This window comes from Corynebacterium sp. S5S1, assembly GCF_001913985.1.
Classification (GTDB): Bacteria; Actinomycetota; Actinomycetes; order Mycobacteriales; family Mycobacteriaceae; genus Corynebacterium; species Corynebacterium marquesiae.
The window spans coordinates 204893-226315 of the sequence record NZ_MKXT01000005.1; the positions used below are offsets into that span (position 1 = coordinate 204893).

The 21423-nt window shown below is 63.6% G+C and carries 21 protein-coding genes; 13 read left to right on the plus strand and 8 right to left on the minus strand.

What is annotated here, in order from left to right; genetic code table 11:
- Window positions 1–11: 11 nt before the first annotated feature.
- From BKN05_RS03415 to BKN05_RS03435, 5 genes are all read right to left on the minus strand, one after another.
- A complete protein-coding gene (locus BKN05_RS03415; RefSeq protein ID WP_286687971.1) occupies window positions 12–3914 on the minus strand; it encodes a Pls/PosA family non-ribosomal peptide synthetase in 3903 nt (1300 codons plus the stop codon).
- Window positions 3915–4373 (minus strand): MarR family winged helix-turn-helix transcriptional regulator, encoded by a 459-nt coding sequence (locus BKN05_RS03420; protein WP_198492088.1) that lies wholly within the window; start codon window positions 4371–4373, stop codon window positions 3915–3917.
- A 37-nt stretch (window positions 4374–4410) separates the two neighbouring features.
- Complete coding sequence (locus BKN05_RS03425; protein ID WP_239236070.1) at window positions 4411–4707, minus strand: rhodanese-like domain-containing protein; 297 nt, start codon at window positions 4705–4707, stop codon at window positions 4411–4413.
- 55 nt (window positions 4708–4762) lie between these two features.
- Window positions 4763–5584 (minus strand): endonuclease domain-containing protein, encoded by an 822-nt coding sequence (locus BKN05_RS03430; protein ID WP_049377913.1) that lies wholly within the window; start codon window positions 5582–5584, stop codon window positions 4763–4765.
- 253 nt (window positions 5585–5837) lie between these two features.
- Window positions 5838–6311, minus strand: a complete 474-nt coding sequence (locus tag BKN05_RS03435) for an inorganic diphosphatase (protein ID WP_049377948.1) — start codon at window positions 6309–6311, stop codon at window positions 5838–5840.
- Window positions 6312–6393: 82 nt separating this feature from the next.
- Between BKN05_RS03435 and dacB the strand changes: the two genes are divergently transcribed.
- From dacB to BKN05_RS03500, 13 genes are read left to right on the plus strand one after another with little or no spacing between them, the layout of a single operon-like run.
- Window positions 6394–7680 (plus strand): D-alanyl-D-alanine carboxypeptidase/D-alanyl-D-alanine endopeptidase, encoded by a 1287-nt coding sequence (dacB, locus tag BKN05_RS03440; RefSeq protein WP_049377912.1) that lies wholly within the window; start codon window positions 6394–6396, stop codon window positions 7678–7680.
- Window positions 7670–8626: a tRNA lysidine(34) synthetase TilS gene (tilS, locus tag BKN05_RS03445; protein WP_049377911.1), complete on the plus strand. Its 957-nt coding sequence runs from the start codon at window positions 7670–7672 to the stop codon at window positions 8624–8626. Before dacB ends, tilS begins: the two co-directional genes overlap by 11 nt.
- Before the next feature lie 12 nt (window positions 8627–8638).
- Window positions 8639–9226 carry a hypoxanthine phosphoribosyltransferase gene (hpt, locus tag BKN05_RS03450; protein ID WP_049377910.1) on the plus strand — a complete coding sequence of 196 codons (588 nt, stop codon included), beginning with the start codon at window positions 8639–8641 and terminating at the stop codon, window positions 9224–9226.
- Between the two features lie 12 nt (window positions 9227–9238).
- The gene (gene ftsH, locus BKN05_RS03455; RefSeq protein ID WP_225746401.1) at window positions 9239–11593 is read left to right on the plus strand and encodes an ATP-dependent zinc metalloprotease FtsH; all 2355 of its coding nucleotides are present in this window, start codon (window positions 9239–9241) and stop codon (window positions 11591–11593) included.
- Window positions 11593–12186 carry a GTP cyclohydrolase I FolE gene (gene folE / locus BKN05_RS03460; RefSeq protein WP_005325658.1) on the plus strand — a complete coding sequence of 198 codons (594 nt, stop codon included), beginning with the start codon at window positions 11593–11595 and terminating at the stop codon, window positions 12184–12186. Before ftsH ends, folE begins: the two co-directional genes overlap by 1 nt.
- A 37-nt stretch (window positions 12187–12223) precedes the next feature.
- Complete coding sequence (folP, locus tag BKN05_RS03465) at window positions 12224–13186, plus strand: dihydropteroate synthase (protein ID WP_286687972.1); 963 nt, start codon at window positions 12224–12226, stop codon at window positions 13184–13186.
- Between the two features lie 3 nt (window positions 13187–13189).
- Window positions 13190–13570: a dihydroneopterin aldolase gene (gene folB, locus BKN05_RS03470; protein WP_225746403.1), complete on the plus strand. Its 381-nt coding sequence runs from the start codon at window positions 13190–13192 to the stop codon at window positions 13568–13570.
- A complete protein-coding gene (gene folK, locus BKN05_RS03475; protein ID WP_049377906.1) occupies window positions 13570–14055 on the plus strand; it encodes a 2-amino-4-hydroxy-6-hydroxymethyldihydropteridine diphosphokinase in 486 nt (161 codons plus the stop codon). The genes folB and folK overlap by 1 nt, the downstream gene beginning before the upstream one ends.
- The gene (locus BKN05_RS03480; protein ID WP_049377905.1) at window positions 14052–14525 is read left to right on the plus strand and encodes a DUF3180 domain-containing protein; all 474 of its coding nucleotides are present in this window, start codon (window positions 14052–14054) and stop codon (window positions 14523–14525) included. Before folK ends, BKN05_RS03480 begins: the two co-directional genes overlap by 4 nt.
- Before the next feature lie 5 nt (window positions 14526–14530).
- A complete protein-coding gene (locus tag BKN05_RS03485; protein WP_049377904.1) occupies window positions 14531–15574 on the plus strand; it encodes a DUF6779 domain-containing protein in 1044 nt (347 codons plus the stop codon).
- Window positions 15575–16249 (plus strand): 6PGD fold domain-containing protein, encoded by a 675-nt coding sequence (locus BKN05_RS03490; protein WP_225746405.1) that lies wholly within the window; start codon window positions 15575–15577, stop codon window positions 16247–16249.
- Window positions 16246–17136 carry a pantoate--beta-alanine ligase gene (locus tag BKN05_RS03495; RefSeq protein WP_225746406.1) on the plus strand — a complete coding sequence of 297 codons (891 nt, stop codon included), beginning with the start codon at window positions 16246–16248 and terminating at the stop codon, window positions 17134–17136. Before BKN05_RS03490 ends, BKN05_RS03495 begins: the two co-directional genes overlap by 4 nt.
- Entirely contained in the window at window positions 17136–17756 is a 621-nt protein-coding gene (locus BKN05_RS03500; RefSeq protein ID WP_049377902.1) for a GNAT family N-acetyltransferase, read from the plus strand. Before BKN05_RS03495 ends, BKN05_RS03500 begins: the two co-directional genes overlap by 1 nt.
- A 12-nt stretch (window positions 17757–17768) precedes the next feature.
- Here the strand turns inward: BKN05_RS03500 and BKN05_RS03505 are convergent, their stop codons facing one another.
- The 3 genes from BKN05_RS03505 to BKN05_RS03515 are packed head-to-tail and all read right to left on the minus strand — an operon-like array spanning window position 17769 to window position 21325.
- Window positions 17769–19070, minus strand: coding sequence for a C1 family peptidase (locus tag BKN05_RS03505; RefSeq protein ID WP_286687973.1), 1302 nt, complete (start codon window positions 19068–19070; stop codon window positions 17769–17771).
- A gap of 13 nt (window positions 19071–19083) precedes the next feature.
- A complete protein-coding gene (locus BKN05_RS03510; protein ID WP_286687974.1) occupies window positions 19084–20382 on the minus strand; it encodes a C1 family peptidase in 1299 nt (432 codons plus the stop codon).
- Between the two features lie 49 nt (window positions 20383–20431).
- Entirely contained in the window at window positions 20432–21325 is an 894-nt protein-coding gene (locus BKN05_RS03515; protein WP_286687975.1) for an ArsA family ATPase, read from the minus strand.
- Window positions 21326–21423: the final 98 nt, after the last annotated feature.

Here is a 21423-nt window from a genome sequence, read left to right on the forward strand (position 1 = left end):
CTGCCGGTGGCCTATCGCTTCCACGGCTCGATGGGGTTGCCCTGCCATACGGCGTTGGTGGGAACGCGGTCGCCGCGCATAACCAGCGAGCCGGGGCCTACGGTGGAGGCCTTGCCAATCAGTGAGGCAGGCAGCGCCACCGAATGGGAGGCCAGTGTAGATCCGGCTTCGACGGTGACGGTATCCAGGCTCATCACGCGGTCCTGGAAAAGGTGGGTTTGCACCACCGTGCCGGGGCCCACGGTGGCGGCCGCACCGACGCGGATGAGGTCCGTTTCCGGGAACCAGTAGGAATCGATCCACGCACCGCGGCCGATTTCCACGCCGAGGGCGCGCAGCCCCAGGTTGATCTCGCCGGAGCCGTAGGTGTGCTGGAAGAACCACGGCGCGGCGACGACCTCCACGAAGGTATCCTGCAGCTCATTGAGCCAGACAAAAGCGGACCACAGCGGGTGGTCAGCCGCGCGGTGCTTGCCCACGCAAATCCACTTCACCGCGACGGTAATGGCCATGGCTACGGCACCCATGCCCATGAGCACGAGGCCGGAGAGGAGCCAGGTGAGGGGGAAGCCGAGGGCGTCGAGAAGCGTGTAGTACATGCTAAGGGTCGCGGCGAGCAGCATGGCGGAAAACATCGGTGCCAAAAGGCGCATGGTTTCCACCACGCCGCGGGCGGCCTTGACGGCAAAGCCCGGGTTATAGGTCAGCGCCTCACCCGAGTTAGCGGGGGAGTCCACCTCCACGGTCACGCGGCGCATGCGCTCTGGTGGCGCACCCCACCAGTTGGCGCCGGCCTTCGTCTTCTTCGGGGTAGAAGAAAGAACGGCAACCAGCGAGTTCTTGGATAGCTTGCGGCCGGGTGCGGTGATGCCGGAGTTGCCCACGAAGGAGCGCTTGCCCACCTTGGTCTCGCCGGTGCGCATCCAACCGCCGCCGAGCTCGTAGCCGCCGATCATGGTGTCATCGGCCAGGAAGGCACCCTCTTTGACCTCGGTGAGCTTGGGGATCATGACCGCGGTGGAGATTTCCACGTTGGTGCCAATCTCCGCGCCGAGCGAGCGCAGCCATGCTGGAGTCAGCTGGGAGGCATAGAGCGGAAAGAGCTTGGTGCGAGCCTCGTCCATGAGGCGCTCGATGGCCCACAGGCGCCAGCCCGTGACCGAGCGCACGGGTGCCACGCCCGGCCTAATGCCGAGCGAGAGAATGCGTACGCCCAGCCAGGTCTGCAGCATATAGGTGGCAAAGGCCGCCAGTGCGCCGACGGGCGCGAAGAAAACCGCACCGACGAAGCTATCGCCGCCTGTGGAATGCACAAGGGCCAAGACGATGGCCGCGCCTATCGCCAGCGCAACAACCGGCTGGATGGCGAGGAGGACGGAAGTGGCGTCATAGATAGCCACCCACCACGGCCGGCGCTTTGGCGTATGGGACGGGAAGCGATGCTTGGAGCGGCCCACCTTCTTGGCAGGTGAGCCCGACCAGCGCTGGCCGTCCTTGATCTTCTTGCGGCCAGTGACGGTGGAACCGGCCTCCACGTGGGCATACTTGCCCACCACGGTGCCAAGCAGCAGCGTGGAGCGCGCGCCCACGCGAGCGCCTTCCTTGACGTCGATGGCGCCCACATGCAGGATATCGCCGTCCAGCCAATAACCGGAAAGGTCCACTTCGGGCTCGATGGCGGCGTGCTTGCCCAGCGTGAGCAGGCCGGTCACCGGCGGCAGGGAGTGCAGATCCACGCCGCGCTTGACCTTGACGCCGAGCGCGCGGGCGTAGTTATTCACGCGTGTGGCACCGGCCAGGGAGCTCGCGCCGGAGGCATTAGCCCAGCGCTCGGCCGCCCAGATGCGCAGGTGCGTCGAACCGCCGCGCGGGTAATCGCCCGACTTGATGCCGGCCGTAATAAGACGCGCGCCGTAGCCGCCGATGGGGATGCGGCCGATTGGGGTGACAAAGACGATGAGCATGGCAATGACCAGCCACCACGGATAGGCCGCGGCCCACTCGAAGCCCAACGATGCCGCCACGGTGGAACCCAACATGAGCCAGGCCAGCCAGCTGGAGGCGGCCAGCGTCATGACGGGGATCTGAATCAGTGTCTGGGCGAGGCGGGTGCCGAAGCCGACCTTGGTGACCTCGCGCATGGGGACGTCAGCAGCCGCGGGGCGCGGTTCGGCACCGGCGATGAGCTCGGCCAGCGAACCCAAGCGCGGGTGGTCGTAGAGGTCGCGCACCGCCACGTTGGGGTAGCGCTCCCTGATATGCCCCACGAGGGTTGCGGCCGCCAATGAGGTGCCGCCGAGAGAGAAGAAATCGGCGTTCTCGTCCTCCACGGATACGCCGAGTGTTTCTACCCACAGTTCCGCGAGCCACTTCTCAGTCTCGGTCAGCGTGGTCGATTCCACGCCCACTCCAGGCAGTGGCCATGGCAGGGCCTTCTTATCCACCTTGCCGGAGGTACGCACCGGCAGCTCTTCCATCACACAGATGCGCGGGACGAGCGCGGCCGGCATGGTATCGGCCAGGCGGGCGTGCGCGGCCTCGTGATCGAAGCCCTTGGCCTCATCCTCGAGGGAAACATAGCCCACCAGGACGGACTCGCCGCCCGGGGTCTTTTGCACGGCCACGGCCGAGTTATAGACGTTATCCAGCGCTGCGACGTTCGCTTCGACCTCGCCGAGCTCAATGCGGCGCCCACCAATCTTCACCTGGTCATCTACGCGGCCGACGAAGTACAGTCCGTCTTCCTCCAGGCGCACGTGGTCACCGGTGCGATACGCACGCTGCCAGCCCATCGACTCCAGCGGCGCGTACTTTTCCGCGTCCTTGGCCGGATCCAGGTAGGACGCCAGTCCCACGCCGCCAATCACCAGCTCGCCGACGCCGCCCATTTCCACAGGCATGCCCTGCTTATCGACGACCACCAGGTCCCACCCATTCAACGGCAAGCCAATGGACACCGGCCGTCCGGGCAGCATTTGCTGCGCACAGGCGACGACGGTGGCCTCGGTGGGGCCGTAGGTATTCCACATCTCGCGGTCCTCGGTGGCCAGGCGGTCTACCAGTTCCTGCGAGCAGGCCTCGCCGCCGACGATAAGCAGGCGGATATTATCCAGCGCCTCGGCCGGCCACAGGCCCGCCAGGGTAGGCACGGTGGACACGACGGTGATATCGCGGCGGATGAGCCAAGGGCCCAAATCCATGCCGGAGCGCACCAGGGATCGCGGCGCCGGGACCAAGCAGCCACCGTGGCCCCAGGCCAGCCACATTTCCTCGCAGGAGGCATCGAAGGCGACGGACAGCCCGGCGAGCACACGATCCTCCGGGCCGAGTGGCCCGTGCGGGTGGTTTACCAAAAAGAGGCTGGCCTCGGCATCCACGAAGGCGGCCGCGGAACGGTGGCTCACGGCCACGCCCTTCGGTTTGCCGGTAGAACCGGAGGTGAAGATGATCCACGCGGTGTCTTCTGGGAGCGGGGCATTGGACTCCTCGGCCGGGGCGTCCGGGCGCGCGGAATCGCGCAGGAAGCGGAAGCCTTCATCAGTAAAAACGCCATCGATATCGGCCTCGCCGAAGACCATCTCGGCGCGCTCGTCTGGATCATCGGCGTCGACAGGCACGTAGGCCGCGCCCGCCGCCAGGGTCGCCAAAATGGCGAGGTAGAGCTCGCGCTTGCCGGAGGTCATCCGAATGCCGATGCGATCGCCCCGGCGCACACCATTGGCGTGCAGCTCGGTGGCCCACAGTTCGACCTCGTGGATGAGTTCGGAGTAGGTGATGATCTCGCCGTCGTCAAGCGCGGCGGCGTCTGGATGCATTTCCGCGGTGGCCGTGATGATGTCCCACAGCGTGCGCGGCCGCGGAGCCGCGCTACCTAGAAGGTACTGCTGCGGGACACGTGATTCGGGTCCTGCCATTTATGCCTCTTCTTCGTCCGCGGCAATGATGGATTTGGCCAACTTGCGCAGGTGCTTGAGCTGCTTATTGGTGGACTCATCCAAAGCCTCGTCCTCGGCGGCGGAAACAAGCTCCGCCAAGTCCTTGTGGACCTTTGCGCCCTTCTTGGTAGACGCGACGATCTGGCGGCGGCGATCCTTCGGGTCGCGCTCGCGCTTGGCCCAGCCGCGGTCCTCGAGGGCGTCGATAAGACGCACCATGTCAGAAGCATCAATGGCCAGGGTCTCGGAGAGGTAGGACTGCGACGCGGCATCCGCGTCCACCAGGCAGGTAAGGACCCAGTACTCGCGCAGCGTCGTCTGCTTGGTCTGCAGGGCGGCCTCGACGCCATCGCGGGTGCGGCGGCGGAGGCGCTCCAACTGGAACGACGGGGATTCGAGTAGGGCAGTTGGGATTACAGAATTATTCGTGGAAGCCATACCATCATCATAATCCCAAAAGATTGGTTAAGGCCAATTAATCCGTTTCGATGGGAAGCCCGGAAGCCTTCCAATTATCCGTGCCGCCCTCCACATTGATGGTGTCCCAGCCCAGCGCATGCTCCAGATACTGGCAGACCTGCATGCTGCGACCGCCCGCGTGGCAAATGACGTAGATATCCTTGTCCGGATCGATTTCCTGGATGCGACCCGTAATCTCGCTCATTGGGATATGGGTCGCGCCCTTTGCGCGCTCCACCGCCCACTCGTCATTCTCGCGGACATCAATGAGCTGAGCGCCTTCTGGTACTTCAGTTGGTTGAACGTTCTTCATGCCATTCACCTTAGTTACTAGCGCGCTTGTGGATCGGCCGACCGGTGGCCTTGTGCTAATGCTGGAACCGCCAGTAGTGGTGCCACTGCCACGGTGGCTGCACAGTGTCGCCTTTACCGTGGACTATCGCGAGGATTTGGCCAACAGCTATGTCGAGGTGGTGCTCGATTGTGGCGGCGGTGAAGTGGAGGGGTTTGTAGCCTCTTTGGACGGCGTCGTTAAGCTTCTGGCGGTCAATTTCGAATCGTTGCCGGTTCTCGCCTTGGTGGTAGGCGTAACCGTCGACCTCGATGGCCAGCTTGTGCTCCTTCAAGAGTAAGTCCCAGCGGTAAGGTCCAATGTGTCTGTTGTTGTGCACGGTGACATGGGGCCGAAGCGCGCGGGTGAGGTTGCGCTCCGGCACGCTATCAGCGCCGAGGATGGTGTTTTCCAGTACGCGCCGGGTGTGCTGCGGAAAGCGCTGGAAGTCGAGCATGTGGCCCTCCATCTGAGAAGCGCCGTACCGGCCGGCAAAGTAGGCTTCGAGGAACGCGACGGCGTCTTCCCCCGCCATTATTTCTGTGGCCTGCAGTGGATTGCACACGTTAATGCCATTGAGCTGGCCCAGCGCCTTCGGACGGGCGCGGCGGCTGCGGAAGTAGGGGCTGGAGGCCATCGTTCCCGCGCGTAGGAAATGCAGTGGGAAGGTTAAGGCGTGGCCGAGGTAGTGGTGGGCGCAGGAGTAGCCGTCGAGCGCCGAATCGGGCCAGCGGCGGGAGACGATTTCCGCGAGTTCGCGCGGCGAGGGCTTGCCTTCGGTATAGAGTCCGTGGCAGATTTTCACGGCTTGGTTGTCGATAGCGCGGCGCGCGGCCGTGCGCGTGGTGAAGATTCTCATGCGCCCACCCCTAGGCGTTCATTTCGATCATTTAGGCCCCCGAGGCCGGTGGTTTCGGCCTACTATGTGATCGAATTGTACTGCGGGGACGGGATTGTGTCGCGGGGAGGGCCTTGCTGGTGTGAAAAAGACAAAAAGGGGGCGTTTCGATCAAATACGGCCTTGAAAAAAGCCGCTTTCGCAGTGCTATTTGATCGAAACGCCCTAAGGGGAGCCCGCGGGCTCAGACCCGCGGGGCCCGCGCGCAGAACGCTTACTTGAAGCGAGCCTTTGCCTCGTCGAGGATCTTCTCTGCTTCGGCCTTGTCGCCCCAGCCGGAGCCGGTGACTTCCTTGTTCGGCTCCAGGTCCTTGTAGTGGACGAAGAAGTGCTCGATTTCGTCCTTGATGTGCTGCTCCACATCGTCGATGTCCTGGTAGCGCTCCCAGCGCGGGTCATCGATGACGGCGAGCAGCTTGTCATCGCGGCCGGCCTCGTCGGTCATCTTGAAGACGCCGACGATGCGGGCCTCAACGACTACGCCCGGGAAGACTGGCTCCGGCAGGATGACCAGGGCGTCGAGCGGGTCGCCGTCCTCGCCCAGGGTGTGGTCGATGAAGCCGTAGTCAGCCGGGTAAGCCATCGGGGTGAACAGGTAACGGTCGAGGTAGACCTTGCCGGACTCGTGGTCAACCTCGTACTTGTTGCGGGAGCCCTTCGGGATTTCAATGGTTACTTCAACGCTCACAGCGATGTCCTCCATGGGGGATTGGGTATCAATTACTGCCCATAGTCTAGCGCGTTGCGGATTCGCGCTAGGGTTAAAGGCAATGAAAGCAAAGCATGTTTGGTGGTCAGCGACCGCGCTCGTGGTAGCGGCAGCGGTCGGAGGTACGGCTGCGCTGGGCGTTACCCTCCAGCGCGAATACGGCGATCTCTCGCACGGAGAAGCACAGGCGGTGCAGGCTCCTAAGGAGCCGTTGAGCGCAGCAGAGCCGGGCGAGGCGAACCTGGATGCGCTGAGGGCGAAGCTGGATGAGCTCGCTAAGAATAAGGACCTTGCCACTTTCGGCGGCGAGGTGATCGATACCGAAACCGGCGACGTAGTGTGGCAGCGCGACGCGGATAAGCGGCTTACCCCGGCCTCGTCCACGAAGGTCCTCACCACTGCGGCGGCGACGTTGGCGCTGGATGAGAATGAGAGAATCACCACCAAGGTCTACCGTGGGTCGAACGAAAGGAACGTGGTCATCAAGGCCGCGGGCGATGTGTGGATGACGCACGAACAGCTCGATGATTTGGCCGAGCAGATTTCGAAGAACGTCGAGCAGGTCGATGGTGTCTACATCGATACTTCTGTGTGGTCCGGCGAGGCGCAGGCCCCGGGTTGGGATCCGGAGGACGTGGACGGCGGCTTCGTCGCGCCGATGGAACCGGCCATGCTCTACGGCGGTCGCCTGGGCGCGACGACGGGGGACGTGCCGAGGAGTCATGAGCCTGCTTTGGACGTCGCTAAGCAGCTAGGCGATCGCCTCGGCGCGGGCAAGGTAGGCATGGGCTCTGTGGCGGAGAACGCGCAGGAGGTGGCGAGCGTGGATTCGCCGCCGCTAGCGGACCGCGCCCGAGAAATGGTGCGCCACTCGGATAACGTCATGGCCGAGGCCATTGCGCGTGAGCTGGCGATGGCCCGTGGCAAAGAAGCCAGCTTTGAAGGCGATACGCAGGCCACGCTCGAGGTGCTGCGGGAGCAAGGATTCGACGTCGAGGGCGTCGATATTAAGGATAATTCCGGGCTCTCGGTAGACAATCGACTCACCGCCGGGTTGTTGACGCAGCTCATCAATGGCGCGGTCAAGGATCCGCGTCTGCGCCCGCTGGTGTCCTACCTGCCGGTGGCCGGCGGCGATGGCAAGCTGTACGAACGCTACGGCGATTCCGCGGCCAAGGGCTATGTGCGCGCCAAGACAGGCACGCTGACTGGGGTCTCGGCCTTGGCCGGCACCGCGCAGGGTAATTCCGGGCGCGTGTATGCCTTTGCCTTCCTTGTGAATGACGGTGATATCTTGGCCGCCCGCAAGGCTCAAGACGCATTGGCTTCTGCACTGCATGAGTTCTAATAAGCCCTTTTGGCCGCGGGTTTCGCCGCACTTTCTGGCGTGTCGGCGCGGCGTGCGCACCGCCGATCTTGACCACGCAGTGGCGGTGGGGCTTTCCGGGGGCGCGGATTCGCTGGCTCTCATGGCGGCGCTCGTGGCGGAAGGGCACGACGTGCTCGCGCTGTGTGTGGACCACGGGTTGCAGGATGGATCGCGGGCGCAGGCCGAGCGCGCGGCCGAGCAGGCGCGAAAGCTAGGCGCGCGGGCGCAGGTGCTTAGCGTTGAGGCGGGTGCGGGCGCTGCGGCGGGGGCGGAGTCGATGGAGGCGGCCGCGCGGGCGGCGCGGTATCGAGCACTGGCCGCCGCGTGCGCAGACGAAGGTTTAGAGGTGGCCGTGGCGCATACGGCCGATGACCAGGCGGAAACGCTGCTGCTCGGCGCGCTGCGCGGGCGGGTGACCGGCATGAACGAGCGCAGCGAGGTGGAAGGCGCCCGCGTGGTGCGGCCGCTGCTGAACGTGCGCCGCGCCGATACCGAAGGCGCTTGCGCGGAGTTGGGCCTTTCGACGTGGCAGGACCCACAGAACGCGGACACCCATTTCCGCCGCGTGGCGCTGCGCCGCGAGGTCATTCCGCAGTTGAGCCGCATCATCGGTGGGGATGCGGTGCCAGCGCTGGCGCAAGCGGCAAGCGACGCCGCGCTTGACGACGCCGCCCTGCGCACCCTACCCACCACGGACTGCGCTGAGCTGGCGGCGATGGCGGAGCCGCGGCGCCGGCGGGCTATCGCGGCGTGGCTGGTCAGCGAGGGGGTAGAGGTAACAAGGAGGGCAGTGGGGGACGTCGGCAAGCTGTGCACCCACTGGCACGGGCAGGGCCCGGTGGCCGTGCGATCGACGGGGCAGGTGGGGCAGAGGTTGGAAGTAGCCCGTATAGGTGGCAAACTGGCACTATTGTCTGGTCATTAAAGGAGCGCACACGTGCACGACAAGAAAGACTTCGCCGTTCCCGCAAACCGCTACGGTGACGATGTAGAAGCAATCCTCATTGGAGAAGAGGAACTGCAAAACCGCGTCCAAGAACTCGCGGATCTGGTCTCGGAAAAGTATGCCGACTCTGAGCACGACCTGCTGTTGGTCTGCGTGCTCAAGGGCGCCGCATTCTTCCTCACGGACTTTGCGCGCAAGCTATCCATCCCCTCCGAGCTGGAGTTTATGGCCGTATCCTCCTACGGCGCCTCCACCTCCTCTTCCGGCGTGGTGCGCATTTTGAAGGATTTGGACCGCGATATTGCGGGGCGCAACGTGCTCATCGTGGAAGACATCATCGATTCCGGCCTCACCCTGTCGTGGCTCATCCGCAACCTGGAAGGCCGCAGCCCTGCTTCGCTGAATGTGGTCACCCTGCTGCGCAAGCCGGAAGTAGTCAAGGCTGATATTGATCTGCTGGATGTGGGCTTTGATATCCCGAATGAATTCGTCATCGGCTATGGCTTGGACTATGCGGAACGCTACCGCGATCTCCCCTACGTGGGCACCCTCCACCCCGATGTCTATACCACCAACTAAAATCGCGCAGTAATGAAAAACAATAAGATTCTTCGCTACGGCGGGATTGCGGCCCTCATCCTTATCGCGCTGTACGCCTTTACCTTCTTTAGCAACGATGCCCGCGGCTACGTGCAAGCGGATACCTCCGTTGCGCTGACCCAGCTCAAAGACAAAAACGTCAATGAGGTGGAAATCGATGACCGCGAGCAGCGCCTGCGCATCAAGCTCAAGGATGAAATCACGGTAGACGAGCGCGACGGCGTGCAGGAAATCGTGGCCAAGTACCCGGCCCGCGCCTCCGAGCAGGTCTTTAACGCCGTCAAGGATTCCGGCGCTGAGAAATACCAGACCAATGTCACGCAGGAATCCTTCTTGGGCTCCATGCTCAGCATGCTGCTGCCGATGATCATCCTCTTTGGCGTGCTCTTCTGGCTCATGTCCCGCATGCAGCAGGGCGCTGGTGGCATGTTTGGCATCGGCGGTTCCAAGGCCAAGGAACTGACCAAGGATATGCCGACCAATACCTTTGAGGACGTGGCCGGCGCGGATGAGGCCGTGGACGAGCTGCAGGAGATCAAGGACTTCCTGGAAGACCCCACCCGCTACCACGACCTAGGCGCCAAGATCCCGCGCGGCGTGCTGCTCTACGGCCCTCCGGGTACCGGTAAGACCTTGCTTGCCCGCGCCGTGGCTGGCGAGGCCGGCGTGCCGTTCTATTCCATCTCCGGTTCTGACTTTGTGGAGATGTTCGTTGGTGTGGGTGCCTCCCGTGTGCGCGACTTGTTCAAGCAGGCGAAGGAAAATAGCCCCTGCATTATCTTCGTCGACGAGATTGACGCCGTGGGCCGCCAGCGCGGTTCCGGTACCGGCGGCGGCCACGATGAGCGCGAGCAGACCCTCAACCAGCTCCTGGTAGAGATGGACGGCTTTGGTGACCGCGAAGGCGTTATCCTCATCGCCGCCACCAACCGCCCGGATATCCTCGATCCGGCGCTGCTGCGCCCGGGCCGCTTCGACCGCCAGATTCCGGTCACCAACCCGGATCTTGCCGGCCGCGAGGAGATCCTGCGCGTGCATGCAAAGAATAAGCCGCTGGCAGAAGAGGTTGACGTAGCGCAGCTGGCCAAGCGCACCGCCGGCATGTCCGGTGCGGATCTGGCCAATGTACTCAACGAGGCCGCTTTGCTTACCGCCCGCATCGGCGGCAACGTCATTACCTATGATGCCTTGGAAGAGGCCACCGACCGCGTCGTGGGCGGCCCGCGCCGCCAGGGCAAGATCATCTCCGAGCACGAGAAGAAGGTGACCGCTTATCACGAGGGCGGACACACGCTTTCTGCGTGGGCACTCAAGGATATTGAGCGCGTGTACAAGGTCACCATCCTGGCCCGCGGCCGTACCGGCGGCCACGCCATGACCTCCCAGGAAGACGACAAGGGCATGTACACCCGCGACGAGCTCTTCTCCCGCTTGGTCTTTGCCATGGGTGGCCGCGCTGCCGAAGAGCTGGTCTTCGGAGCGCCGACCACTGGTGCGTCTTCCGATATTGAAAACGCCACTAAGATCGCTCGTTCCATGCTCACCGAGTATGGCTTCTCCCCGGACCTGGGCACCGTGAAGTACGGCAAGGAGCAGGGCGATCCCTTCAGCCAGATGGGTGGCGGTGGCTCCATCGATTACTCCGATGAGGTTGCCTCCAAGATTGATGAGCAGATGCGCTACCTGCTCGAGCGCGCGCACGAGCAGGCCTATGACATCTTGCGCAATAACCGTCACTACCTGGACAAGCTGGCCGCGGCCCTGCTGGAGAAGGAAACCCTGCGCCGCCCTGACCTGGAGCGCATATTCGACGGCATCGAACCGCGCGAGGCCTTCGATGTCTTCCCAGGTGAGGACGATCGTTTCCCACGCCAGATTGGCTACGCCCCAGTGAAGACCCCGGTTGAGCTGGCGAAGGAGCGCGGCGAGGAGCTGCCTAAGCGCATGACGCTTCTCGATGCCTCCCGGGCCGCCCGCGAGCGCCGCCTCGCCGGCGAAGAGCCGAAGGGTGAGGTGGGCTTCAACTTTGGCCAGCACGCCGGAGATTACGTCGACCCGGACACCGCCCGCGAGCTGGGCAACGGACCCGCAGCCGCAAAGGATTCCGAGGACTCCGCGCCGGACCAGCCTGCCCAGCAGGCTCGCGACGCTCAGTCTGCTCCGGCTTCCGAGCCAACCGCCCGTCCTGCCGCACGCCCCGCTACCGGCGGTGGCAAGCACCACAAGCCGGACGCCGGCGCGGAGGCTGATGCCGAGACCCGTCAGTGGTTTACCCCTGGCTGGGACGAGAAGGATCGCCGCAAGAACCCCTATGCGCGCGAGGACGATAAGCAAGAAGATAACTAATGCCTGATAATCACATTCCCGCTCGCGCCGCCTTCGACCAAGACCGAGCGGAGGCAGCGGTGCGTGAGCTGCTCCTTGCGGTAGGGGAGGACCCTGACCGCGAGGGCTTGCGCGAAACCCCGGCCCGCGTGGCCCGCGCCTACCGCGAGGTCTTCGCCGGCCTGCACGAGGACCCCACCGAGGTCCTGCACAAAACCTTCGCCGAGGACCACCAAGAATTAGTTCTGGTGCGCGATATCCCCATCTATTCCACCTGCGAGCACCACTTGGTGCCGTTCTACGGCGTGGCGCATATTGGCTACATCCCGGGCAAAGACGGCCACGTCACCGGTTTGAGTAAGCTCGCCCGCTTGGCGGATATGTACGCTAAGCGCCCCCAAGTCCAAGAGCGCCTTACCCAGCAGGTAGCGGACGCCTTGGTGGAGGTCCTCGGTGCGCAGTCCGTCATCGTGGTCATTGAGTGCGAGCACTTGTGCATGGCCATGCGCGGCATCCGCAAGCCGGGGGCGACGACGACCACCTCCGCGGTGCGCGGCGGCTTCAAAAATAATGCCGCCTCCCGCGCGGAGGTGCTCAGCCTGATTCGCAGCTAAGTCCCCCGGTTACCACGAAAGCGAGAAGGAGCACGCCATGCAGCAGGCAACCTCGGTATCGGATCTGACCATTGCCCAACGCACGCTGGTGATGGGCATCGTCAACGTCACGGAGGATTCCTTCTCCGATGGCGGTAAGTGGTTGGACGTCGATGCCGCCATCAACCACGCCCGCGAACTCGTGGCGCAGGGCGCGGACATGATTGACGTCGGTGGTGAGTCCACCCGGCCGGGTGCGGTGCGGGTAGAAGCGGATGTGGAAAAGCGCCGCGTGGTTCCCGTCATTAAGGCGCTGAGCGAGCTGGGCATCCGCACTTCCGTGGATACGATGCGGGCCTCGGTGGCCCGCTCGGCGGCAGCGGCCGGTGTGGACATGATCAATGACGTCTCCGGTGGCCTGGCTGATCCGGAGATGTATCGCGCGATGGCCGAGGCCGGCGTGCCCGTGTGCCTGATGCACTGGCGCACGCTGCAGGAAGGCGCCTTTGGCTCCGCGGCCGGTAGCGCCGACCACGGCGGCGATGTGGTGCGCGATGTGCATGAGACCCTCGAGCGCCTGGCGAATAATGCGCTGGCCGCCGGCGTGCGCCGCGATAATATCGTGCTCGATCCGGGCTTGGGCTTTGCCAAAACCCCGCAGGATAACTGGGCGCTGCTCAAGGCCCTGCCGGAGTTTCTCGACGCCGAATTCCCCATGCTGGTGGGAGCCTCGCGCAAGCGCTTCCTTGCCGCTATCCGGGAGGACCGTGGCGTGGAATCCAGCCCGCTGCTGGCCGATCCCGCAACTGCGGCCGTAACCGCCATTTCCGCCCAGATGGGCGCGTGGGGCGTGCGCGTGCACGAGGTCGCCGTCTCGCGCGACGCCGTCGATGTGGCCGCGGCTTGGAACGCCGGCAACGGTTACGCGGGCGGCGCCAGGGCGACCGGCAGCTATAGCAATGGCGCCGATGGCAATGGCACCATGAAATCCACCGCCCTACCGCGCAACCCTGAGGAGTAAAACATGGCAGACCGCATCGAGCTCACCGGCCTAGAATGCTTTGGCTACCATGGCGTTTTCGAAGAAGAAAAGCGCACCGGTCAGCCCTTCATCGTGGACATTACCTGTTGGTCCGAGTTCGCCGAGGCCGCCGCCACCGATGATCTGACCAAGACCATCAATTACGCCGAGCTTGCCGACGTCGCCGCAACAATCATCGAAGGCCCCGCCCGCGACCTTATCGAGACCGTCGCCAGCGAGGTGGCCGATACCATCATGGAGACCTTCGAAGGCCTGCATGCTGTGGAGGTCACCCTGCACAAGCCGCAGGCGCCGATTCCACGCACTTTTGCCGACGTCGCCGTGGTCGCCCGCCGCTCCCGCAAGCACGCGAGGACCCTCTAATGCGCGCGGTGCTCTCCATCGGCTCCAATATGGATGACCGCGTGGAGCTTTTGCGCACGGTATTCGACGAGTTTGCCAGCGAGATCGTTGCCGCTTCGCCCGTCTATGCCACCCCGCCGTGGGGCGTGACGGACCAAGACGAATTCCTCAACGCGGTGCTCATCGTGGACGTCGAGGAGACTCCGAAGGAACTCCTGCGCCGCGGGCAGAAGCTTGAAGAGGCCGCCGAGCGTGTCCGCGTGCGCCACTGGGGCCCGCGCACGCTGGATGTAGACATCATTGATATCGAGGGCTATACCTCCGACGACCCAGAGCTTATCGTCCCGCATCCTTATGCCCACGAGCGTGCCTTCGTGCTGATTCCGTGGTTGGCGGCCGATGGTGGTGCTAGGTTGAGTGGGGAGGGCGTCGCCAAGCGGGTAGCAGCACTCGACCCGAAAGAGCGCGCCGAGATTCGCCGGCTGGGCATGATGGAGGAGCTATGACACGGACCTCGCTGGGTGCCCTCATCGGCACCGGGGTCTTCTTTGCCGCCGCGGCGGCCATCCTCACCACGCGCTTTTATGGCTCCATGCTGCAAATCCCGGTAACGGTCTCGGCCACGCTATGGCTTATGGCCGTTATCTGCCTGGTGCTGACCTGGAAAGTGGACCAAGCCACCGAGGATGAGCATGGCATTGGCCTGGATAATTCGCAGCTCAACCCCATGACCATCACGCAGTTCATGCTGGTAGGAAAGGCCTCGGCATGGACGGGTTCCATCGTGGGCGGCATCTATGCCGGCATTGCCGTCTACGTCATACCCAACGCCAGTACGCTCGCGGCGGCTTCCGATGACCTCGTGGGGGTCATTGCCTCCGCGCTCGGCGGCCTCGCGATGGCCGCCGCTGGCCTACGGCTAGAGCGACACTGCGAGACCCCGCCCCCACCAGATGGGGTTCAAACGGTACATTAGTGAGCATGACTGAGCCTCGCTCTTCTTCTAGCAATACTTCCGCCAAGACGACCAAGCCGGACTTGGGCCAGATCGGCCTTATCGTCCTCGTGGTGCTGGCCGTGGTGGCCAGCATCGTCATGCTGATTTCCGGCTCTGCCGCCGCGCTCAAGATTGCCCTCATTGCTGCCCTGTGGGCCGCCGTGCTCGGCTTCTTCTTGGTCATGCGCTATCGCCGCCAGGCTGAGGAGTCCGTAACCAAGCTGGAGCTGCAGGAGCGCGCTCACCGCGCCGAGCTCAAGCAAGCCCGCACAGCCGATGGCCAGCCGCTGCCGGATCAGGAACTGCTGGATGAAATCCGCACCGAGCTGGCTTCCATCCGCAAGCAGATCGAGGATCTTTCCGGCCAGAACTTCACCTATGAACCGGCCGCTCTGCACGCCGAGGCGCGCCGCATCATGCAGCTCGAGGCCCAGACTGCGGCCGCTGCTCGCCCTGGCTCTGAGGAGGGCAATGTGGACTTCACCCAGTCCTCTTCCGGCGCCCCGTCCACCGATGCCATCGCCGGCCGCTTGGGTAACCAGCCGTCCGCGGCGCACGCCGAGTCCAACCCGCTTAATGACATCATTAGCGAAAAGACCCGCGCGCAGCGTACCTCCGGCAAGACTTCTGGTGCCTCCGCCTTCAATACTGGTGGCTTCCAGGCCGTGCGCTGGGATACCGGCGGCGATGATTCCCTGAAGACCACCCACGCTTCCGCCTCCAGCGAGCACCATGGCAGCCACCGCAAGCCGGAGGCTGCCACCAAGGCCAATGATGAGACCCAGGACATTCCGCAGCAGCCGGCACCACAGCGCGATGAACGCGCGGAATATCCAGGCTCGGGTCAACATGTGGCTCCGGAATCGGCCGAACCAGTACGCCAGAAGGCAGCCCGCCCGCATCACCGTGCGGCTGAACCTCAGCCGGAGGAGCAGACACGCGGACGCCGTCGCAGCGACGATAAGCGCGAAGGGGCGGTCTCCGTGGCCGAGCTGCTGGCGCAGGCAAAGAAAAAGAAGGACAAATAAATGCGCCCGCCACGCATGCGGGTAGCTCTTTTTGGCCGGAGCCTGGCCGGCTTTACCTTGGCCAATGCCATGGAACGCGCCGGCCATGAGGTGCAGATGCTTTCGGACCCAGCCGAGCTTTCTTCCTTCGAAACTCTCATTATCGCCGTGGGCGATTCCCGCCTGGAAGCTACCGTGGAGTTGCTTGAGCCACACGTACATCGCGGATTAATCGTTTTCCACACCTGCCTCTCGCGCGGTGTCCAAGTGCTAGATCCGCTAGAAACCCGCGGGTGTGTCGTTGCGGCACTCGCCCCATTTGCACATATGCGCTGGGCCGTGACCACCCTGGACGAGCTGGGCGAGACTGTAGTGGAGCTCAATATCACCGAGTTCCGCGGCGAAACCGTAGCGCTTTCCGACGCCGAACGTGCCCCCTTCGCTGCCCGCGCCTACTATGCCGAAATGCTTCGGCGCTTGCATATCTCTGCTGCAGTTGATGCTCATTTCCTCTCGCCCTCAGAAGAGCCACCCCTGGTGGGTGAGGACATGGACACCGAAGAAATCATCGCCGCCTACCGTGGCGCCACCGACCCTGGCCTGCGCCGCAGTTATGTGGAGGTTGCCCGCCGCCTAGGTGAGGTGGACGGCCGCGAGGAGCTGGAAATGTGGGCCCTACAAGAGGAGAGCCGATGAGCCTAGAGCTGGGAAACGCCACCGTCATCAGTGAGATTGAGCGCATCCGTATGGTTGGCAGCGCCTTTCATAAGACTGGCCGTCCGGTGGCCTTCGTGCCGCTGACCAACGGCGTGCACGCCGGCCATATCGCGCTGGTGCGCGCGGCCAAGCACATCCGCGGCGCGGTTACCGTCGTGGCCCTGCAGTCCCCACACGAGGAGGACCTTGAGCTCCTACGCGCCGAGGGCGTGGACATTGTCTGGAATTACTCAACAGATTCCTTGTGGCCACACGGCCGCCGGATCGCCGTGGCCCCTGTCGACGCCGCGACTGCCCTCGAGCCGGACCTCAGCGAGGGCCTCTCCCTGTACCTTGCGCTCATCCTGACGCTTTCGCCTACCGACGTCCTCCTTGGCGAAAAGGACTATGAGCTCCTCCTCGCCATCCACCACGCGGTCCAAGACTTCCACTTAGGCGTGCGCGTGCAGGGCGTGCCCGCCGTACGCATGCCCGATGGCGTGGTGATGAGCCTGCGCAATACCAACGTCCCGGCCGGATCCCGTGACCAAGCAGCCGCCCTATCCGCCGCGCTGACCGCCGGCGCGCATGCCGCCGAAGCCGGTGCGGAGAAAGTCCGCGAGGTCGCCGCGGAAGTCCTGCGCGCAGCAGGCGTTGAGCCGGACTACCTCGAGGTGCGCGGTCGCGACCTCGGCACCCCTCCCGAGGAGGGTGATGCCCGCTTGCTCGTCGCCGCGACAATCGGCGGCGTCCGCCTCATCGATAATGTGGGCCTGCCGCTGGGAATCGGCTTTAATAATATTGAAGAGCACGAAGCCAAGGCCGAGCTCGAGCGCGAGCAACAACGCGCGCAGGATACCGCTTCCCAGCAGCCATCGGAGGACTAATGACCGATATCCAGATCCGCGACCTTGACCCGCGCGATGAGCCCAAAGCCATTTCTTTTGCCATCGAGGGCATGCACCTGCACTGGTTTGTGAAGAACCCGCGCTTTGAGCGCGCCTATGGCCGCTACTTTTGGGATTTAGAGCGCGCCAAGGCCACCGATATCTTGGCCGCTTATGATGGCGACCGCTTCCTCGGCGTGCTGTTGGCCTCCATGAAGGGCAAGCCCGCGCTGCCATATCCCTGGTGGCGCAAGGCCTATGTCCGCGCGGTGGAAATCTTCAACAACCTGCGCCCAGGCGGACACCGCGATGATTACGATGCCGCCAATCAGGACATGCTGCTCAAGTACTTGGGTAAGCACCCCATTGATGGCGAAATCGGCTTCCTCGTCGCGGCTCCCAATTCCGGCGTGAGCGGCGTGGGCACGGCGCTGCTCGAGGCCTTCGAAGCCCGTCATGAGGGAAAGAATGCCTATTTGTTTACCGATGACGGCTGCACTTATCAGTTCTATGACAGCCGCGGTTTCACCCAGGTGGGCGAGCGCACCATCGCGGTCAACGAGGACCGCGACTTAGTGTGCATGCTCTATGTGCGCCGCCTTGGCACGCCGCAGTCTTAGCGTGCCGCAGGCTTAACGGGCCAACGCTCCCATCGGATCCCAGGCCGGCAGGGTAGTGACAGACTCGGACTGCAACGCCGCTTGATATTGTTCCGGCAGGCGGGAGGGGTGCACGGCGATTTCGAAGACGAACTCGTCGAACCAGTCATCGGCCATGGTCCAAAAGCCCTTATCGGCCTTTTTCGGGCCCCAGGAATTCTCTACGCGCCAGCGATTGACGGTGCCGTCTTCTTCGATATCGGCGCCGGTAAAGACCATCGCGTGGGTCATCATGGACTCGTGCAGGCGCAAACGCTGCGCCTTGTCCAGATCCATCTTCACGCCGTAGAAGGCCTCATAATCGTGCAGGTGCTTGGCCCACACGCCGTGCTCATCATCAGATTGCTGGTCGGTATCGCAGCCGAACCAGACCGGCTGGCCGTCTTCGATGGAGGCACGCGCGGCATCGCGCAGCACCTCCACAGGCGCGTTCAAATAGGTCACGCGCTTACCTGCCACGTTGCCCAGGTACTCCACGGTGTAGAGCTCGCCATAGGCATTGCGCGGATCGTTGACCACGCACACGTACTCGCCTAGGTCCGCAGGCAGGTATTCCTGGGCAAACTCCTGTGGGGTATAGGTGCCCGCGCGGTGGAACTCATCATCCTTATCGCGATACTGCCATACAAAGTCCTCGGGTGGCAGGCCCAGGTTGGCGGTAAGGATCCGGTAGACGTCGGCAAGCGCCTGCTCATGCGCACCCTCTTCGCCGCTGCGGATCTGGTGGGCGGCGCGGCGCAGCACGGTCTGCAGGTTGCGGTTAAGCATCGCCGTGGCCTCGGAAGAGGCGGTCTCCGGCATGGCGTATTGCGGCACCACGCCGTACTTTTCCACTAGGGCGACGAACATGGACCATTGGCCGCCGTCATCGATGGGATCATCCATGAGCTTGGCAACGGTGCGGTCCGTAATCTCGCGGTCCTTGAGTTCAGCCATGGCGGTAAGGAACCAATTGGCCTTTTCCAGCTTGTCAAAGAAATAAATATAGGTCTGGGAGAGCTCAAAATCTTTGAGGTTGGCCTTGTCCATCAGGCCGCCGCGCAGGGAATTGAGGCCGGCAAAAATCCAACAGCGGCCAGAGGCCTTCTGGTCGGCCACGCCCCAGGAATCTAGCTTATGGCTGGTTACCGGTGTGAGGCTGCGTAATTGCTCGTGGTCGAGGCTGAGCTTGTCGACGCCCTCCTGGGCCACCCCATTGCGTACCAGGCGCAGCGTGGCATCGCTGGTGAGCTCGGCGGTGGCGGCATGAACCTCGTTCGGGTTAATCTCTGGCATTTCTCGATTCTCCTTAGTTCATCCGGTCCCAGAGGGGAAGCTCAATCGGTTCGGTGGCAAGAGCCTGGGCCAGCTCGTCGCTCAGGTGCTCCTTGCGCACGGCAATGTGGAAGACGTTTTGGTCAAACCAGGCATCGGCCATCGTGGCAAAGCCCTTGCCAGGCACATCCTCTCCATCGTCCTTGCGCGGCGGCTTAGAACCCCAGGAGTTCTCCACGCGCCAAGCGCGGTCGCCATCGACGCCGGTGAGCACCATCGCGTGGGTGGGTGCGGTCTCACCGGAGGTAAAACGCTCCTCCTTGCTCATGGAGGAATCGATGCCGTAGAGGCCATCGGTATTCACCAATCCCTCGTCCCATACGCCGTTGAGGAAGGAGAACTGGCGGTTGACATCGCAGCTAAACCACACCGGCTCGCCGGCCGCCAGGCTGCGCTTGGCGGTCTCCTTGAGCTCTTCCACGGTTGCGTTCACGTACTCCTGCGGTGCGCCACCCAGCACATTGCTTTCATCGGCGCTGCTGAATACTCGATGCTTGGGGTTGGTGGAGCGGGGGTCATCGGCCAGCACCACGTACTCGTCCAAGTTCGGCAGATACTTATCCGCAAACTCGCGCGGGGTGGAGTGCAGGCGCACGAATTGCTCGTCCTTGGTGCGATACGCCCAGGTAAATTCCTCCGGCGGGATGCCCAGGTGGATGGCCAGGATCCGGTGAAAATCGGTGCGTGCCTGGGCGATGATGTCCTCGCGCGGGCCGACCTGAGCGGCGGCGCGGCGTACCACGGTGGCAAGATCGCGGTTCATCTCTGCGGTATTTCCAGACGAGCGTACCTCCGGCATGGCCTCGGCAGGCACGGCACCGTACTTGGCTACGAGGTTGCTAAAGAAGCACCACCAGCCGCCATCGGCCCCCGCGTGGTCCAGTACCGCGGCGACGGTGCGCTCGTCCCAGCCGGCGTCCTTCTTGTCCAGCAGCTGGTTGAGCACCAGGTTGGCGCGCTCCAGCTTGTCAAAGTACTGCAGGTAGGTAAAGGAAAACTCGAAGCTATCTACGTTGAGTTCCTTGGCCGCGCGGTGACGGAAGACGTTCAACGCCGCGAACATCCAGCAGCGGCCCGAGCGCTTTTGGTCCGATACGCCCAAGCTATCCAGCTTGACCTCGGTGGTGGGGTAGAGGGCCGTAATGCGGTCGCGGTCTAGAGCCGCCTTAGCCGCCCCGACATTGGTGATGGCGTTGCGGGCGATGCGCAGCCGGGAATCGGCCGCGGCCTCCTCGCGCAAGTGGGATAGGTATTCGTTGGTGAGCAAAGTCATAGTTTCGGTTTTAGCAGACCCGGGCTCACAGCGGCGCGGGCGGGTGGAGCTAGAGATAGGCCGCCAGCTTGCCGACGGCCCCCGGAGTCCCCACTTCCTCCGGCAACCACGGAACCTCGCGCACCGGGGTATCGGGCAGCTGGGCGCGTAGGAGTGCGAGTGCCTCATCCTCGGCGGCGCGCCGGGCGGCTAAGAACTCGCCTTGGTCGGCCGGGGTGCGCCGGTTAACCAGCATGGATCCCACCCGCACACCGTTGCTCGTGAGGTCCGCATGAAACTCGGCAGATTCCAGCACGGGCAGGCGCTCGGCGGTGAGCACGATGTGGAACACGGTGCGCGGGGAGGTAAGAGCGGTGCGCAGCTGGGCAAAGCGCTCGCGGCGCTGGAAAAGCGTGGCGCGAATCTCCTGATTGCGCCGGTCCACCGGGTCATTATCCGCGCCGCTGACGTTAGACATCCCGCGCACCAGCGAGCCGAATTTATCGGATTTCTCGCGCCGGGAGAGCAATCCATCGGTATAGGCGGCCATGATCTCCGGCAAGGCCATCAGCCGCGAGGTATGCCCTGAGGGTGCGGTATCGAAGATGAGGTAGTCGAAGTCCGACTCCTCCACGACCAGCGCCGCTATGCGCTCCAATAGCGCCGCCTCCTGTGTGCCGGGCGATTGCCGCGCTAGGTCGAGGTGCTTCTTCACCTCGCCATGGAGGTGTTCGGGCATAAAGCGGCGCATCGAGTTCCCTACCTGCGCTAGGTGTTGCTCGGTCGCGCGCGCAGGGTTGATCTCGATGGCGGACAGGGTAGGGGTGAGGTCTGAGGGGGCGTCGCCAAGCGAGGCACCAAAAATATGCCCCAGGTTATGCGCCGGGTCCGTGGACACCAGGCAGACGCGGTGCTCACAGGACAGGCGCAGCGCGGTGGCGGTGGCCAGGGTGGTTTTACCCACCCATTACGTTGTTAGCAGTTCCACCTCAGGGCGCCGAAGATTCATGGTCTGTCCACCCGATTGGGCGGGTTATGTTTATTTCCGTTCCCTCCGTCTGA